The following is a 14670-nucleotide window of genomic DNA, read 5'->3' on the forward strand; positions in this document are numbered from 1 at the left end:
TTATGAAGTCGTTGAAAACACAGCTGGAGCTGATTGCTCTGGTTTGGGCATTTGTTTTGCCTTTTACCGCCAGTGCGGCAACAACAAGCTATTTATCCAGCGCCGATCAAAAACAGTTATTAAGTACTGAAACTGCGTTATGGCAGCAGCCGCTCAATAAAGAACTGCCGCTGTTGCAACTGAATACAGAGCAGCAATTTCAACAGATGGACGGCTTTGGTTATACCCTGACAGGCGGCAGCGCTATGCATCTGATGGGCTTAACCGCAGAGAATCGCAACGCCTTGCTGCAAGAGTTGTTTGGTGCGCAAGGACTGGCGGTCAGTTATTTACGCATCAGTATTGGTGCTTCGGATTTAGATCCTGAACCTTTTAGCTACAACGACTTAGCTGAAGGCCAGCAGGATCCTGAACTTAAACAGTTTTCAATAAAGCGGGATGAAAAGTATCTGATCCCGGTGTTGAAGCAAATTTTGGCGATTAATCCGAAGATTAAACTGCTGGGCAGCCCCTGGTCGCCGCCAGCCTGGATGAAAAGCAACAATTCCACTATAGGTGGCGAGCTTTTGGAGCAACATTTTGGCAGCTATGCGCTGTATTTTGTGAAGTATATTCAGGCGATGCAGCAGCAGGGTATTCATCTGGATGCTGTGACAGTGCAAAACGAACCACTGCATCCAGGCAACAATCCAAGCTTATTGATGCATGCCTGGGATCAGGCCAACTTTATTAAAAACCATCTGGGGCCTGCGTTTAAAAAAGCCGGACTGGACACCAAAATTATTATTTATGATCACAATGCTGATCATGTGGAATACCCCATTACTGTGCTGAACGATAAAGAGGCAAAGCCTTATATCGATGGCTCAGCTTTTCATTTATACAACGGCAGCATTGAAGAGTTGGACAAGCTAAAACAGGCGCATCCGGATAAAAACATTTATTTTACCGAGCAGTGGGTGGGTGCCAATTCAGATTTTAACGATTCTTTGATGTGGCATATCGAACATTTAATTATTGGTGCGCCACGGCATTGGGCCCGCAATGTGTTGCAATGGAACTTAAGCTCAGACGCTAAGCTGCAGCCTCATACCAAAGGTGGCTGCAGTTTGTGTCTGGGGGCTTTGACTATTGAGGGGCAGCAGGTGAAACGTAATGTGGCTTATTACATTATTGCCCACGCCACTAAAGTCGTGCCGCAGGGCTCAGTGCGTATTGATTCAGTATCCACTCAGGATATTCGTCATGTGGCTTATCTGCGCCCTGATGGCCGTTATGCGCTGATCGTACAAAACATTACGCAGGATGCTAAAAGCTTTAATCTGCAGCTCAAAGGCGCTTTACAGCCGTATTCGGTAAAGTTACCTCCACGCACTGTATTAAGTCTGGTGCTTTAAAGCTTAGAAAAGTCCTTTAGTTTTTGCTGCTTTGAGAGTTGCAGCTAAAGGGCGAGCGTCTTTCTGGTCGCGAAGAGCATTGTATGGCACAATGACGGCCGTTTAGTCAGGCAGCCTTTCCCATGAAAATTGATTTACACAGCCACACTTATTGCTCAGATGGCGTATTAAGCCCAACCGAACTGGTTGAACGCGCCGTCAGTAAAGGCGTGGATGTGCTGGCTATTACCGATCACGATACTATTGCTGGTCTGGCAGAAGCCCGTGCCGCTATTGCAGAAAAACAGCTGCCTTTGACCCTGATCCCAGGTGTGGAAATCTCGACCAGTTGGTACGAGTTTGAAATTCATATTGTGGGTTTGAATATCAATACCGATTGTCCGGTGTTTTTACAGCATTTGGCATCGCAGCAACAGCGCAGGGTAGAGCGGGCCGAAGAGATGGCACGCCGTTTAGAGAAAAACAAAATACCGGACGTGCTGGAAAACGTACTCAAAATTGCTAATGGCGCCGCCTTAACCCGCACTCACTTTGCCCGTTATCTGGTGCAGATTGGCAAAGCCAGCTCGATGAATACTGTGTTTAAAAAGTATTTAAGCCGCGGCAATACGGGCTATGTGCCAAATAACTGGGTGCCGCTGCAAGAGGCTGTGCAGTGGATTTTAGCCGCAGGTGGTACGCCGGTTTTAGCCCATCCGCTGAAGTACAAACTCAATGGCCGCTGGTTAACCCGTTTAGCTGAAGAGTTTTCTGCCGCTGGTGGCAAGGCGATAGAAGTGGCTTCAGCTCAGATGACACCTGTGCAAAAACGCCAGGTTTGGATGCTATGCCAGAAGTTTGGTTTAACCGCCTCTGCCGGTTCAGATTTTCATCAGGAAACGCCCTGGAATGAGCTGGGCAGACAATTGTATTTTACCGACGATGTCATTCCGGTATGGCAGGACTGGCAGTTGCCTGAGCCCAAGTCAGTACAGCTTTCATCTTGATTTTTAACAAATTTATTGCTATTGCTTAATCACGCGCACAAAAAATAAGAAGAGTTTTATGAGCCAGTTTTTTTATATTCATCCTGAAAATCCACAGCAGCGTTTAATTAAACAGGCTGTGCATATTATTCAACAAGGTGGGGTAGTGATTTACCCTACAGATTCAGGTTATGCACTGGGCTGTCATATAGGTGACAAAGCCGCGCTTGAGCGTATTTTACAAATCCGCCAGATGAACACAGAGCATCATTTTACCCTGATGTGCCGCGATTTTTCTGAGTTGTCTGTGTACGCCAAGGTGGAAAACAGCGCCTTTCGTTTAATCAAAAACCATACCCCTGGCGCTTATACTTTTATTTTAAAGGGCACCAAAGAAGTGCCTAAGCGTTTGTTAAACGACAAGAAAAAAACCGTAGGTTTACGTATTCCGCAAAACAAAATTGCGCTGGCGCTTTTGGAAGAGCTGGGCGAACCTTTAATGTCGAGCTCACTGGTGTTGCCTGGCAATGACTTTGCCGAATCCGACCCGGAAGAAATGCGCGATCAATTAGAGCGTCAGGTGGATTTAATTATTCACGGTGGCGTAATCGCTGAAAACCACACCACAGTGATTGATTTGTCCGAAGACAATCCGGTACTGATACGTCAGGGGGCAGGCGATAGCAGTGCTTTCATTTAAATTTGGGTTAGAGCTTCGTTTCGTACCTGTGGGGCAGTAATGTCTGAGCCACTCGCCGACAGCTTTGCCAGCCTGACAATACAGCAGCCTTTACCGCTGGCTTTTGTCCGCGGCGAGGCTGTGCTGGATAAGCCGGAAGATTTGTATATTCCGCCTGAAGCGCTGTCGGTATTGTTGGAAAGTTTTGAAGGCCCGCTGGATTTTCTGCTGTATTTAATTCGTCGTCACCGCTTTGATATTGTCGATTTGCCGATCAACGAAATCACCCTGCAGTATATGGAATACATTGATTTAATGCAGGATATGAACTTTGAACTGGCGGCAGAATATTTACTCATGGCCGCTATGCTGGCGGAAATTAAATCACGTTTATTACTGCCGCAGCACGACCATAAATCGGATGAAGAAACCGACCCAAGAGCAGATTTAGTACGGCGTTTACAGGAATACGAAATTATCCGCAAAGCCGCTACGGATATGGACGGCCTGCCGCGTCAGGAGCGGGATTATTTCCCTGCCAAAGCCGGGTTAGATGATAACTTTGAGCCCTATGTAATTTTGCCCGAAGTGTCGTTGCAGGAAATTTTGCTGGCCTTAAAGGACATCGCCAAACGCGCCAAAGATTTTCAGCATCACCAGATTAAAAAAGAGCATTTATCCACCCGTGAGCGCATGAGCAGAATTCTGGAGTTGCTCAAAGGCCGCTCTGACTACCTTGAGTTTGCCGAGTGTTTTGAGTTAGCCGAAGGACGGCAGGGTGTAGTGGTCAGCTTTTTAGCTATTTTAGAGCTGGTGAAAGAGAAGCTAATCCAAGTGATACAAGTAGAAGCTTATGGTCAAATCCATATCAGATCTTCATAATAGCGGCCTTATTTGAAGCGACAGACTAAGGAGAGGGCATGGCGAAAAAAATTAACGAGCAACAACTGCTGCAGTTAGTCGAAGCCGCTATTTTTGCCTCTGATAAACCTTTGTCTGTGAATGACTTGCAAAGCACTGTGCTGGAGAGTTTTGAGTTAACCCGAAAACGTTTGCAGCAGGCTTTAAGTCAGTTGCAACAGGATTATTTAGGCCGGGGCATTCAGTTGATTGAAACCGCTTCTGGTTTTCGCTTTCAGACTCGCGCTGATTTAAGTGAATATCTGGCGCTATTATGGCCTGAACGTTCACCGCGTTATTCCCGTGCTGTGCTGGAAACTTTGGCACTGATTGCCTATCGTCAGCCTATCACCCGCGGCGAAATTGAAGAAGTGCGGGGGGTGACGGTCAGCAGTCAGATTATGCGAACGCTGCTCGACCGCGGTTGGGTCAAAGTGGTGGGGCATAAAGAAGTACCGGGTCGTCCTGGTTTGTATGCCACCACGCCGACATTTTTAGATTATTTTGGCTTAAAGGATTTAAGCGATTTACCTGCTCTGGCCGAGTTTCAGGCAACGCCGGATTTTTTTAACCCAGTCGTGATGACTGAAGAGATACATTAAATCATGAGTGAAAAACTACAGAAAGTGCTGGCGCGATCCGGTGTTGGATCCCGCCGCGAGATGGAAGAATACATCAGTGCTGGACGTGTGACTGTGGATGGCAAAGTGGCGCATTTAGGCGACCGTATTCATGCCAACCAACAAGTGCGGGTCGATGGACATCCGGTCAAAATTGCCGCTGAAGCGGAACAGGTGTGCCGGGTTATTGCTTACCATAAACCTGAAGGTGAAATTTGTTCCCGTACCGATCCGGAAGGTCGTCCTACGGTATTTGACCGCCTGCCAAAAATTAAAGACTCTCGCTGGATAGCCATAGGCCGTTTAGATATTAATACCAGCGGTTTATTGCTGTTCACTACAGACGGTGAGCTGGCCAATCGTTTAATGCATCCAAAGTTTGAAGTTGAACGTGAATACGCAGTGCGGGTATTTGGTGATGTCAACGATGCGATGATCCAAAAACTGCGGACTGGTGTTGAGCTGGAAGATGGTAAAGCCAACTTCAAAAAAGTGAAGTCTATGGGCGGCGAAGGTATTAACCGCTGGTTCCATGTAGTGTTGACGGAAGGCCGTAACCGCGAAGTTCGCCGGATGTGGGAATCTCAGGGCGCTGTGGTTAGCCGCTTGATCCGTATTCGTTACGGTGATTTATTACTGCCTAAACATTTACCAGCTGGTGGTTATGCTGAGTACCCGCTGGAAGAGGTAAACTATTTACGTAAATTGGTGCAGATGTCGCCAGAGACGACAAGTTTAATGAAGCCGGAAGACCGCGATGAGCGTCGTCGTCGTATGGCAGGCATTAAGCGTGCGGTACGTAAGCATCAAATCATGGTGCAGTCGGGTGTGAAACCTGAAGTGGTGAAAGCGGAAAAAGCTGCAGCAGCTGACAAAGCCAAAGCGAAAAAGCCCAAACAAACTCAGAAAAAACGTACCCGTATCTGATTTTGCGCTGTTTCGGGTCAGGGAAACACTCTGACCCGAACTAAATTTCACCTTATTTCATTCAGTTAGCATTAATTTATCTGGTCGGACATCATAATGATATCTTTGGGCGTCTAACTTAACAGACAAGTTAAATGACGAAGCCTGAGGAGAAGTAAGATGAACGTACTTGAGCTGAAATTAGGCATGGTGTGCCAAACCAAAAAAGGCATAGGTGTAGTGAGCTGGATTGATGCACAGGACAGAGCTGTGTATTTGTCTGATCTGGATAATAAAGATCAGCATATAGCTGTCTCTTTTGATGATCTGCAGGACGAACCTCAGCTGCATCAAAAAGCGGATATTTATTACTAAGCACTACCTATTCTGCGTGAATGATAAAAACCCGTTGCAGTCGTCAACGGGTTTGTTGTTTATAGTGGCCGGCCTTGTTACTGTAACTCCGTCATTACCCTCGAGAACTTTTAATGAAAACCATAGGTTTACTAGGCGGTATGAGCTGGGAGTCAACTATTCCTTATTACCGTCAGATCAATCAGCACATTAAACAGCAACTGGGCGGCCTGCATAGCGCCAAAATCATTTTATATAGCGTGGATTTTGCCGACATTGAAGCGTTGCAACGCAGTGGCGATTGGGATAAAGCAGGTGAATTATTGGCTGAAGCAGCAGTTAAACTGCAATCTGCTGGTGCTGATTGTTTAGTGCTTTGTACTAATACCATGCATAAGGTTGCCGCTGTGATTGAAACTGCCGTGACTATTCCACTGTTGCATATTGCTGATGCTACGGCCGAAGCTATTCAGTTGGCAGGTTTGAACAAAGTCGCTTTATTAGGCACCCGCTTTACCATGGAGCAGGATTTCTATAAAAAACGTCTGACCGAGTCTTATGGTTTAGAGGTGCTGGTGCCGGATGAAGAGAACAGAGCTTTAGTGCATCAGGTGATTTATCAGGAATTGTGTCTTGGTGTGGTGAATTCAAATTCAAGGCTGCAGTATCAACAAATCATGGCTGATTTGGTGACACAAGGCGCAGAAGCTATTATTTTAGGCTGCACTGAAATAGCTTTATTGGTAAGCGCTGAGGACTGCGCCGTGCCGTTATTTGATACGACTTTTTTGCATGCACAAAAAGCTGCTGACTTTGCCTTGGAGCAGGAAGACCGATGATGTTGTATTTATACCTCGAAGTGGATTTGTCGGATGATGACGCCGACTTAGATGAAGTAGCGCGGGACTGTGGTCATACCTTGAGTCATCCGCAGCTTTTGGACTGGGATTTATTAGGTGTAACCAATTGGCATGGTCATGCTTGCCTGGAGTTTCAGCTGCAGATGAACGCAACTGTTGCAGAGTCAGATCTGCATCAGTTAATCAGCGACATTCAGGTGCAAATTTCTCATCCGGCGGTATCCTCCAGTCGCACTATGCTGGTCAGTGATACGAGAGAAAGTTAGCTTTTTAAATCGATACGCTGGTGAATATTGTGCCACTCGTCCGGGAATTTGCCCTGTAACACATAAGAGAAGGCGATGAGCTCGGCGATGATGATGTAGAGCTCTTTGGGGATATCTGTACCAAGTTCAATACGTTGCAATACTTTGACCAGCTCTTCATCTTCATGCACTAACACCCCATGCTCTTTGGCTGTGGCAATAATGTCCTGTGCCAGTTCGCCATGGCCTTTGGCAACTATTTGGGGTGCATTTTTGCCATCATAAGCCAGGGCTACAGCACTGGCGTCTATGTCTATTGCATCGGAATTTTTGGTCACGTCTTTCATTGGTTCTACACCCGAATGGCCAGCAAGCTGGTGGTTTTTGGCATTAAGCTATCCGGAATTTTGCCGAGCTGACAATGGGCTTCTTTAACATCAATACCCTGAGCTTTGCATCTGTCTTTTAATAGCGGCAGGTATTTTTCGGCCAGCAGTTTTAGTGTGCTGGTATCGGTATACAACTGCAACGACAAAGACGAACCGGATAATTTACTGATCGCCAACAATTGTCCCAGCTGTTTTAAATCAAATTTCATCGACAACTGCCAGGCCACAGATTTACCTTTGCCTTTTTCCTGCTCTTCCTCTTGCTGGCTGATGGCTATCTGACAAAAGTCTGAGACTTGCTGATTTTGAATCGGCAAGGTCAAGAAAATCTGCTGCAACGGATCTTTACTTTGTTGCTCCAGAGTCGCGAGCTGAGCATGTTGCATTGAAGAGCTTTGGCTGGATAGTTGTTTCAGCAGTTGACTACTTTGGCTGTGATCGAGCTGTGCGACAAATTCTTTGAGCTTATGATCTTTATTCGGCCCTTTGTCATTTTGCGGCAGGGTCTGTCCCAGACGGCCTAACAATAATTGAATAGCGACCGCCAGAGTACCAGCTGCGGTTTGCGGCATAGTGACGTTTTGCAGTGGATTAAATTGCAACAAGGCCTGCAACTGAGCCGGTAGCTGTGCCAGATTGCTTAGTTTGCTGGCATCCGGCTGGCTTTGACGTACTAACTGTAAAATAGCTTTGACTGCTTCAGGCAACTCCGGTACTTCAGCCAGATTTTCCCACTGCGGATCCAGCATAGGCAATAACTGGCGCCAGGCCTGATTCAGCACTGCCGGTTCTACCTGAGGTTTTATAAACTTTGTGGCTTCGATTGGGCCTGACACCGCCTGGTTTGTTTCTGTTTTAGAACTTTGTAGCTGCACCACTTTAGGCTGAGCTTCAATCACTATGGTTTTTTGTTCAGGGATAGCTTTGAGTTGTAGCTGACCTTGCGGCGTGAGTTGCAGCTGATAGTGCGGATCGGCCAGTTGTTGTTTGGTCGCTGCGGGCAAAGGCAGTTGTTTTAACTCATTTAAACTCAATACTGTGCCTGATAATGTATTGGTTAACTGCGGTACGACCAAAGGCAAAATCCGCTGCTGCACTGGGGCAGGCAACGGAATAATAGTTTGCTGTTGTGCGGAGCCAGCAACAGGTGTTTTTATCTGAGTTGGAGTTTGTGCCGCTGCTACAGGCTGGCTTTTCTGGGGGAGCGATGTAGATTCAGTTTTAAGCGGTACCGTCAGCAATTCAGGCGCAGCTTTTGGATCCGCAGTCGTTGGCAGTAAGGCCGCTTTGGGCAGCACCAGGCTGAGCTGTCCGGCTTTTAATTGCAGTTTGGCATCCAGCCATTGGTTGGCAGCTAAGCTTTGCAAGGCGGCAGGTAAAGGCAACTGCACTTTAGTTTGTCCCAATTGCAAGATCAGTTGCTGATCCTGGCGCTGAATTTGTACCTGCACTTGTACAACTTTTGCCAGATGAGTACTTGATTGTGTTTGCAGCTGTGTCGCGAGTTGAGCACTGAGTTGGGAATTGGTTTGCGTTGAAATGTGCGCACTGAGTTGGGTTACCAATTGTTGCAATTGCGGCTGAGTCAGTTGTACTGGCATGGGCTGGGGCCCATTTTGGCTCAGTTTTAATTGCAACTGACCTGACAAAGCCTGAGTTAATTGCACCATTAGCTGCCCTTGTAAGGCCGGTAAATTCAGTTTTGCATCCTGGATCAGTACCATACCCGACGGGCCTTGCAGCTTTAATTGGCCTATACCATCTTTGCCAATATTCAGCAGCGCCTGATAGTTATGTTCTTCTACCAGCACAGCAGCAGGTACTGACCCTTTGGTTTGGGCACTTAACGCACTATCTAGAGTGATCTGGTTCACTGGGCTGTACATCCATTGGTTGCCATCAGGTCTTCGCTCTATTATATCGGCGCTTGTGGTTTTGATCTAAAACATTAATTTCTATAAAGCCCGCTGTTTCAAGGTTATAGCGCATTCGTATTCTATTGCCAATATGCTAAGATGCCGCGACTTTTTTTGGGAGTTTGCCCTTTGTCGATAATTTTGGCCGCCGAAGCATTAAGCTGTGTCCGCCAGGACAGAGTGTTGTTTGAAAACTTAAATTTTCAGTTAAGTGCAGGGCAAGTGCTTTATATACAAGGAAAAAACGGTGCCGGTAAAAGTTCGCTGTTGCGACTGCTGGCTGGTTTAACTTTGCCTGAAGACGGTCAGATTTTATTCCGCGGTAAACCTCTGTCCGGGCAATCCGAAGAGTTTGCCGAGCAGTTGCTGTTTATTGGCCACCACAGCGGTATTCACCCGCAGCTCACAGCCTTACAAAACTTAGCCTTCTGGTCGGCGTTATCTGAACAAGCTGTGGCAGATCCTTATCAGTTGTTGGGCTCTCTGGGCTTGGCCGGTCTTGAAGATATTCCTTGTTTTATGCTCTCTGCCGGTCAGCAGCGTCGCGTCTCTTTAGCTCGTTTGTGGTTTAGCACGAAACCTTTGTGGATATTGGATGAGCCTTTTACTTCTTTGGATCAGCAGTTGATCGCCACACTGGAACAGCATTTTTTACAGCATCTTGCCAAAGGTGGTCTTATTGTATTGACCAGCCACCAGAGCTTGTCAGCTGATTATCCGGCACTTCAGGCGATAGAACTGGAGTACAGATGGTGATGTGGCGCGCTTTAGTTCAACGTGAGTTACAGCTGTTGGGGCGGCAAAAGGCCGACTGGCTGAATCCATTGGTGTTTTTTTTATTGGTCTTGAGCTTGTTTCCGCTTGGGATAGGTCCTGAACCCGGCATGTTAAAACAAATAGCGCCAGGTTTGGTTTGGATAGCGGCGCTGTTAAGTGTGTTGTTATCGGCTGAACGTTTGTTTAAAGATGACTACCGTTATGGGGTGATTGAGCAGTTAGTGGCAGGTCGTCAGGGATTGTTTAGTTATGTCACGGCCAAAATTTGTTGTCACTGGTTATCGACCGGTGTGCCCTTAGTGTTGGTCTCTCCGCTTATTGCTGTGTTATTGGGGCTTGATTGGCAAAGTTGGCAGGTTTTAGTAGTGACCCTATTACTGGGTACGCCCGTATTAAGCTTGCTGAGTGTGCTGGGGGCGGCGCTGACTATGGCTGCAGATAAAGGCGGTATTCTGCAGGCGCTGATTATTTTACCTTTGTATATTCCACTGCTGATTTTTGCCAGCGGTGCTATGGAAGCCGCAGCCACAGCGTTGCCTTACACAGGGCAGTTGGCTGTATTATTAGCTTTTTTATTGTTTGCCTTAGCGCTGGTGCCTCTGGCCGTGCGTCAGGCGCTTCGAATGAATGTGGGGTAGTATGTTCCGTTGGTTAGATCCTTATGCTAAACCTGAAACTTTGTACCATCTGTGTGGCCGCTTATTGCCTTATTTGATGGGACTGGCTTTGTTTACATTGCTGCTCGGTAATATTTGGGGCTTAGCCTTTAGCCCTTCGGATTATCAGCAAGGAGATAGTTACCGCATTATTTACATTCATGTGCCTGCAGCCATTTGGTCCATGGGGGCTTACAGCAGCATGGCCATTGCTGCTTTTATAGGTCTGGTCTGGCAAATTCGTGTTGCACAATGGGCTGTATTGGCGATTGCACCTATAGGCGCTGTCTACACCGTCATCGCATTATTGACTGGCGCTGCCTGGGGCAAGCCGATGTGGGGCACCTGGTGGGTCTGGGATGCACGTTTAACTTCCGAGTTAGTGTTGTTGTTTTTATATCTGGGTGTGATTGCGCTTGCCGGCGCCTTTTCAGAAGCAGCCCGCGGTATCAAAGTCGCCTCCTTACTGGCGATAGTGGGCGTGGTTAATCTGCCTATCATTCATTACTCTGTTGAGTGGTGGAACACCCTACATCAAGGCGCCACTATTACTAAATTTGCTAAACCTTCGATTGATCCCTCGATGTTATGGCCACTTTTGATCAGCCTTTTAGGTTTTGCCTTGCTGTTAGCGGCTTTAACCTGTTTACGTTTACGCAGTCAGATTTTAATTTTTGAACAGCACAGACCTTGGGTCCGGCAGTGGGTGGATCAACAACAAGGAGAGCGAGGCTAATGGCTTTTACATCCTGGGCAGACTTTTGGTCTATGGGCGGTTACGCGCTTTTTGTCTGGTTATCTTTTGGTTCTACCTATCTGTTGTTGCTGGGCTTGTGGTGGTACAGCAAGCGACAACATAAACAAATACAACAACAAATCCGCGCCAAAGCAGCGCGGGAGCAAAGGGTGCGGCAACATCAGGAGAGAGAGAAGTAGATGAATCCGAGACGTCAAAAACGCTTAGTGGCTGTCGTGGCCTTTGTGTTGTTGTTAGGTGGTGCCATTGGCGCCATGTTGTATGCATTGCAGCAAAATATTGATTTGTTTTACACGCCAAGCCAATTGATTGAAGGCATGGGCGATGACAAAGTAAAACCTGAAATTGGCCAGCGGCTTCGGATTGGTGGCATGGTGGTGAAAGGTTCGGTACGCCGCGACCCGAATTCACTCAAAGTCAGCTTCGATTTAGTCGACACAGGTCCACTGGTCACAGTGGAATACGAAGCATATTGCCAGATTTATTCCGTGAAGGGCAGGGCATTGTGGCTCAGGGCGTCTTAGTGGATGCAAAGACCATATTGGCTTCTGAAGTGTTAGCCAAACACGACGAAGAATATATGCCGCCTGAAGTGGCTGAAGCCGTTAAAGGTATTAAACACGTGGCGCCAAAAAATATGCAGTCCTATGGTCAGCCTAAAGTTTCTGAGCCTGAGACTACCACGCCAGAACAAGGCAAACCTGCAGGTCAACAGCCATGATCGCAGAATATGGTCAATTGGCGCTGACCTTTGCGCTCTGTATTTCTTTGGCTTTGGCCATAGTCCCTTTGTATGGCAGCTTTAAAGGTCATCAGACTGCACTACAGTTAGGTAATCCACTGTCTTATGCTTTGTTTTTACTGACTGCCTTTTCATTTTGGGCTTTGTCTTACGCCTTTTGGTCGAATGATTTTACTGTGGTCTATGTAGCGACCAACTCCAACTCCTTATTGCCCTGGTATTACCGTTTGACTGCAGTCTGGGGTGGGCATGAAGGTTCGATGTTGTTGTGGTTATTAACCTTGTCCGGCTGGATTGCTGCCGTGGCGCTGTTTTCCCGCAGTTTACCTTTACAGTTTCAGGGCAGAATTTTAGGTGTAATGGGCTTAATAGCTGTAGGTTTTTATGCCTTTGTGCTCTTTATGTCTAATCCTTTTATGCGCAGTCTGCCGTATTTCCCGGTCGATGGTCGTGACTTAAATCCGTTGTTGCAAGACTTTGGCATGATCATCCATCCGCCTATGTTGTATATGGGCTATGTTGGTTTTGCCGTGTCTTTTGCTTTTGCCATAGCAGCCTTGATGGGCGGTAAGTTTGACAGTACCTGGGCGCGCTGGGCCAGACCCTGGACTTTAGCGGCCTGGATGTTTTTGACTCTTGGCATCATGCTTGGCAGCTGGTGGGCTTATGCTGAATTAGGCTGGGGTGGCTGGTGGTTCTGGGACCCGGTAGAAAACGCCTCCTTTATGCCATGGTTGGTCGGCACTGCGCTTATTCACTCTTTAGCTGTGACTGAAAAACGGGGCACTTTTAAGTCCTGGACAGTGCTTTTGGCTATAGCTGCATTTTCGTTAAGTTTATTGGGTGCTTTTTTAGTGCGCTCAGGCGTGTTGGTATCAGTGCATTCTTTTGCTGCTGATCCGGATCGAGGTTTGTATTTACTGGCGTTTTTACTGGTGGTGGTCGGTGGCTCATTACTGCTGTATGCACTACGGATGCACTCAGTACGCAGTCAGGCCCGCTATGAATTGTTCTCCCGCGAAGTACTGTTGTGGGGCAATAATATTTTCCTGCTGACCGCGACTTTAGTGGTACTGCTTGGTACTTTATTTCCGCTGGTACATAAAGAACTTGGCTTAGGCTCAATCTCTATTGGCGAGCCGTTTTTTAATCAGCTGTTTTATTATCTGGTGATCCCTTTTGCCTTGTTGCTGGGTTTAGGCCCCTGGGTGCGCTGGAAACAACAGCAAGTGCAACCTTTACTGAAGCCAATGAGTTTAGTGGCGATAGCGACTTTGATTCTGGCGCTGGGCACTTTGGCGGCGACACAAAGTATTCAGGCCAATTTAGCCTTGTTAGGTTTATTACTCGGTGCCTGGGTCGGTTCTTCCGCTATTTTTGAATTGTTGCAGCGCTTGCAGCAGTTCGGCTCAGTCAAACAAGGCTTAACTAAGCTCAACGCCAGCCATTTTGGCATGACGCTGGCGCATATTGGCTTTGCGGTGCTGGTGGTCGGTGTGGCTATGACCAAAACCTACAGCGTTGAAACTCAGGTCAGAATGAAAGCAGGTGAGCAAGTGGAGTTGGCTGGTTATCAGTTTAAGCTAGTGGAAGTCTATCCACTGAATGGCCCCAATTACACAGGTGAAGCGGCTGAGCTGGATGTTAGCTACCAGGGCGACTATGTCACTCACTTACATGCAGAGAAACGTTTTTATACAGTGCAGCGTACTGTGATGACAGAAGCTGCTGTGCATGCCCGTTTAAGTCGTGACTTGTATGTGGCCTTGGGTGAGTCCTTGTCTGATGACAGCTGGGCCTTAAGTTTGTATGTGAAACCTTTTGTACGCTGGATTTGGCTGGGTGGCTTATTAATGGCGCTGGGCGGTTTGATTGCATTGTGCGATAAACGCTACCGTCGTAAAGCTGCACCTGGGGAACTGAAGGAGACAGCAAATGCGTAAACTTGCATTTTTTATCCCATTTGCACTCTTTATTGGTTTGTCAGTGTTTTTGTTCAGTGGTTTATTCTCTAATCCTATGGAACGAGAGTCTTCAGTGATTGACAAGCCATTGCCTGCATTTGCCTTACCGGATTTACAGCAGCCGGAAAAGATTTGGACGCCTGATAGTGTCAAGGGCAAGCCGTTTTTACTTAATGTTTGGGGCACCTGGTGTGTGACCTGTAATGCCGAGCTTGCCTATTTAACGGAGCTGCGCGAACAGGGAGTGATGATCGTCGGTTTGTATTATCAACAGCCGGTTGACGCTGCGTTTGGTGAGGTGTTTAACCTTGCTGCTTTACAGCAGGAAGTGGCATTAAAACTGGAGCAACAAGGCAACCCGTATCAGTGGAATATTCTGGATAAAGACCGCACACTGATTTTTGATTTAGGCGTCACTGGTGCGCCGGAAACCTTCTTAGTGGATGCCCAGGGTATTATTCGTCAGCACCATATTGGTGATATTAACCCGCAGGTCTGGCAGCAAAAGCTGGCTGCTGCTTATCAAAGCTTGCAGGAGTAGGG

Annotated in this window: 17 protein-coding genes and 1 pseudogene; 16 read left to right on the plus strand and 2 right to left on the minus strand. The window is 47.2% G+C overall.

Annotated elements, in window-relative coordinates; all coding sequences use genetic code 11:
- Positions 1-2: 2 nt before the first annotated feature.
- From WH43_RS11080 to WH43_RS11120, 9 genes are all read left to right on the plus strand, one after another.
- Entirely contained in the window at positions 3-1397 is a 1395-nt protein-coding gene (locus tag WH43_RS11080; protein ID WP_053424658.1) for a glycoside hydrolase family 30 protein, read from the plus strand.
- Between the two features lie 122 nt (positions 1398-1519).
- On the plus strand, positions 1520-2383 hold the full coding sequence (gene rnm / locus WH43_RS11085) for an RNase RNM (RefSeq protein WP_053424659.1): 864 nt from the start codon (positions 1520-1522) through the stop codon (positions 2381-2383).
- A 58-nt stretch (positions 2384-2441) separates the two neighbouring features.
- Positions 2442-3062: an L-threonylcarbamoyladenylate synthase gene (locus WH43_RS11090; protein WP_053424660.1), complete on the plus strand. Its 621-nt coding sequence runs from the start codon at positions 2442-2444 to the stop codon at positions 3060-3062.
- Between the two features lie 39 nt (positions 3063-3101).
- Complete coding sequence (locus tag WH43_RS11095; protein WP_053424661.1) at positions 3102-3923, plus strand: segregation and condensation protein A; 822 nt, start codon at positions 3102-3104, stop codon at positions 3921-3923.
- Positions 3924-3961: 38 nt separating this feature from the next.
- Positions 3962-4543: an SMC-Scp complex subunit ScpB gene (gene scpB / locus WH43_RS11100; protein WP_008898391.1), complete on the plus strand. Its 582-nt coding sequence runs from the start codon at positions 3962-3964 to the stop codon at positions 4541-4543.
- Between the two features lie 3 nt (positions 4544-4546).
- Positions 4547-5488, plus strand: a complete 942-nt coding sequence (gene rluB, locus WH43_RS11105) for a 23S rRNA pseudouridine(2605) synthase RluB (RefSeq protein WP_053424662.1) — start codon at positions 4547-4549, stop codon at positions 5486-5488.
- A 159-nt stretch (positions 5489-5647) separates the two neighbouring features.
- Positions 5648-5842, plus strand: coding sequence for a hypothetical protein (locus WH43_RS11110; RefSeq protein WP_053424663.1), 195 nt, complete (start codon positions 5648-5650; stop codon positions 5840-5842).
- 113 nt (positions 5843-5955) lie between these two features.
- Positions 5956-6660 (plus strand): aspartate/glutamate racemase family protein, encoded by a 705-nt coding sequence (locus WH43_RS11115; RefSeq protein WP_053424664.1) that lies wholly within the window; start codon positions 5956-5958, stop codon positions 6658-6660.
- Positions 6657-6947 carry a hypothetical protein gene (locus tag WH43_RS11120; protein WP_053424665.1) on the plus strand — a complete coding sequence of 97 codons (291 nt, stop codon included), beginning with the start codon at positions 6657-6659 and terminating at the stop codon, positions 6945-6947. The genes WH43_RS11115 and WH43_RS11120 overlap by 4 nt, the downstream gene beginning before the upstream one ends.
- On the opposite strand, the gene WH43_RS11125 is transcribed toward WH43_RS11120, so the two are convergent.
- Complete coding sequence (locus tag WH43_RS11125) at positions 6944-7273, minus strand: EscU/YscU/HrcU family type III secretion system export apparatus switch protein (RefSeq protein WP_053424666.1); 330 nt, start codon at positions 7271-7273, stop codon at positions 6944-6946. The genes WH43_RS11120 and WH43_RS11125 overlap by 4 nt on opposite strands.
- 5 nt (positions 7274-7278) lie before the next feature.
- Entirely contained in the window at positions 7279-9189 is a 1911-nt protein-coding gene (locus tag WH43_RS11130; protein ID WP_152342832.1) for a hypothetical protein, read from the minus strand.
- Positions 9190-9360: 171 nt separating this feature from the next.
- Between WH43_RS11130 and ccmA the strand changes: the two genes are divergently transcribed.
- The 7 genes and pseudogenes from ccmA (at position 9361) to WH43_RS11165 (ending at position 14668) form a co-directional block, all read left to right on the plus strand.
- Positions 9361-9987 (plus strand): cytochrome c biogenesis heme-transporting ATPase CcmA, encoded by a 627-nt coding sequence (gene ccmA / locus WH43_RS11135; RefSeq protein ID WP_286049678.1) that lies wholly within the window; start codon positions 9361-9363, stop codon positions 9985-9987.
- Complete coding sequence (gene ccmB, locus WH43_RS11140) at positions 9981-10646, plus strand: heme exporter protein CcmB (RefSeq protein ID WP_053424669.1); 666 nt, start codon at positions 9981-9983, stop codon at positions 10644-10646. Before ccmA ends, ccmB begins: the two co-directional genes overlap by 7 nt.
- A gap of 1 nt (position 10647) precedes the next feature.
- On the plus strand, positions 10648-11400 hold the full coding sequence (locus WH43_RS11145; protein ID WP_053424670.1) for a heme ABC transporter permease: 753 nt from the start codon (positions 10648-10650) through the stop codon (positions 11398-11400).
- Complete coding sequence (gene ccmD, locus WH43_RS11150; protein WP_053424671.1) at positions 11400-11600, plus strand: heme exporter protein CcmD; 201 nt, start codon at positions 11400-11402, stop codon at positions 11598-11600. Before WH43_RS11145 ends, ccmD begins: the two co-directional genes overlap by 1 nt.
- Before the next feature lie 138 nt (positions 11601-11738).
- Positions 11739-12142, plus strand: a pseudogene (locus tag WH43_RS11155) (cytochrome c maturation protein CcmE domain-containing protein).
- Positions 12139-14106: a heme lyase CcmF/NrfE family subunit gene (locus WH43_RS11160; RefSeq protein ID WP_053424672.1), complete on the plus strand. Its 1968-nt coding sequence runs from the start codon at positions 12139-12141 to the stop codon at positions 14104-14106. The pseudogene WH43_RS11155 and the gene WH43_RS11160 overlap by 4 nt, the downstream one beginning before the upstream one ends.
- Positions 14099-14668, plus strand: a complete 570-nt coding sequence (locus tag WH43_RS11165; RefSeq protein WP_053424673.1) for a DsbE family thiol:disulfide interchange protein — start codon at positions 14099-14101, stop codon at positions 14666-14668. Before WH43_RS11160 ends, WH43_RS11165 begins: the two co-directional genes overlap by 8 nt.
- The last annotated feature ends 2 nt before the right edge of the window (positions 14669-14670 follow it).

It is taken from the genome of Rheinheimera sp. KL1 (genome assembly GCF_001275035.1).
Classification (GTDB): Bacteria; Pseudomonadota; Gammaproteobacteria; order Enterobacterales; family Alteromonadaceae; genus Pararheinheimera; species Pararheinheimera tangshanensis.

Excerpts from the sequence above, each read along its gene's own strand:
- WH43_RS11095 (WP_053424661.1), top strand. The coding sequence starts at position 3,102 with ATGTCTGAGCCACTCGCCGACAGCTTTGCCAGCCTGACAATACAGCAG.
- WH43_RS11165 (WP_053424673.1), top strand. The coding sequence starts at position 14,099 with ATGCGTAAACTTGCATTTTTTATCCCATTTGCACTCTTTATTGGTTTG.
- WH43_RS11110 (WP_053424663.1), top strand. The coding sequence starts at position 5,648 with ATGAACGTACTTGAGCTGAAATTAGGCATGGTGTGCCAAACCAAAAAA.
- scpB (WP_008898391.1), top strand. The coding sequence starts at position 3,962 with ATGGCGAAAAAAATTAACGAGCAACAACTGCTGCAGTTAGTCGAAGCC.
- WH43_RS11120 (WP_053424665.1), top strand. The coding sequence starts at position 6,657 with ATGATGTTGTATTTATACCTCGAAGTGGATTTGTCGGATGATGACGCC.
- WH43_RS11080 (WP_053424658.1), top strand. The coding sequence starts at position 3 with ATGAAGTCGTTGAAAACACAGCTGGAGCTGATTGCTCTGGTTTGGGCA.
- rluB (WP_053424662.1), top strand. The coding sequence starts at position 4,547 with ATGAGTGAAAAACTACAGAAAGTGCTGGCGCGATCCGGTGTTGGATCC.
- ccmD (WP_053424671.1), top strand. The coding sequence starts at position 11,400 with ATGGCTTTTACATCCTGGGCAGACTTTTGGTCTATGGGCGGTTACGCG.
- WH43_RS11125 (WP_053424666.1), bottom strand. The coding sequence starts at position 7,273 with ATGAAAGACGTGACCAAAAATTCCGATGCAATAGACATAGACGCCAGT.
- rnm (WP_053424659.1), top strand. The coding sequence starts at position 1,520 with ATGAAAATTGATTTACACAGCCACACTTATTGCTCAGATGGCGTATTA.
- WH43_RS11160 (WP_053424672.1), top strand. The coding sequence starts at position 12,139 with ATGATCGCAGAATATGGTCAATTGGCGCTGACCTTTGCGCTCTGTATT.
- ccmB (WP_053424669.1), top strand. The coding sequence starts at position 9,981 with ATGGTGATGTGGCGCGCTTTAGTTCAACGTGAGTTACAGCTGTTGGGG.
- WH43_RS11145 (WP_053424670.1), top strand. The coding sequence starts at position 10,648 with ATGTTCCGTTGGTTAGATCCTTATGCTAAACCTGAAACTTTGTACCAT.
- WH43_RS11115 (WP_053424664.1), top strand. The coding sequence starts at position 5,956 with ATGAAAACCATAGGTTTACTAGGCGGTATGAGCTGGGAGTCAACTATT.
- WH43_RS11090 (WP_053424660.1), top strand. The coding sequence starts at position 2,442 with ATGAGCCAGTTTTTTTATATTCATCCTGAAAATCCACAGCAGCGTTTA.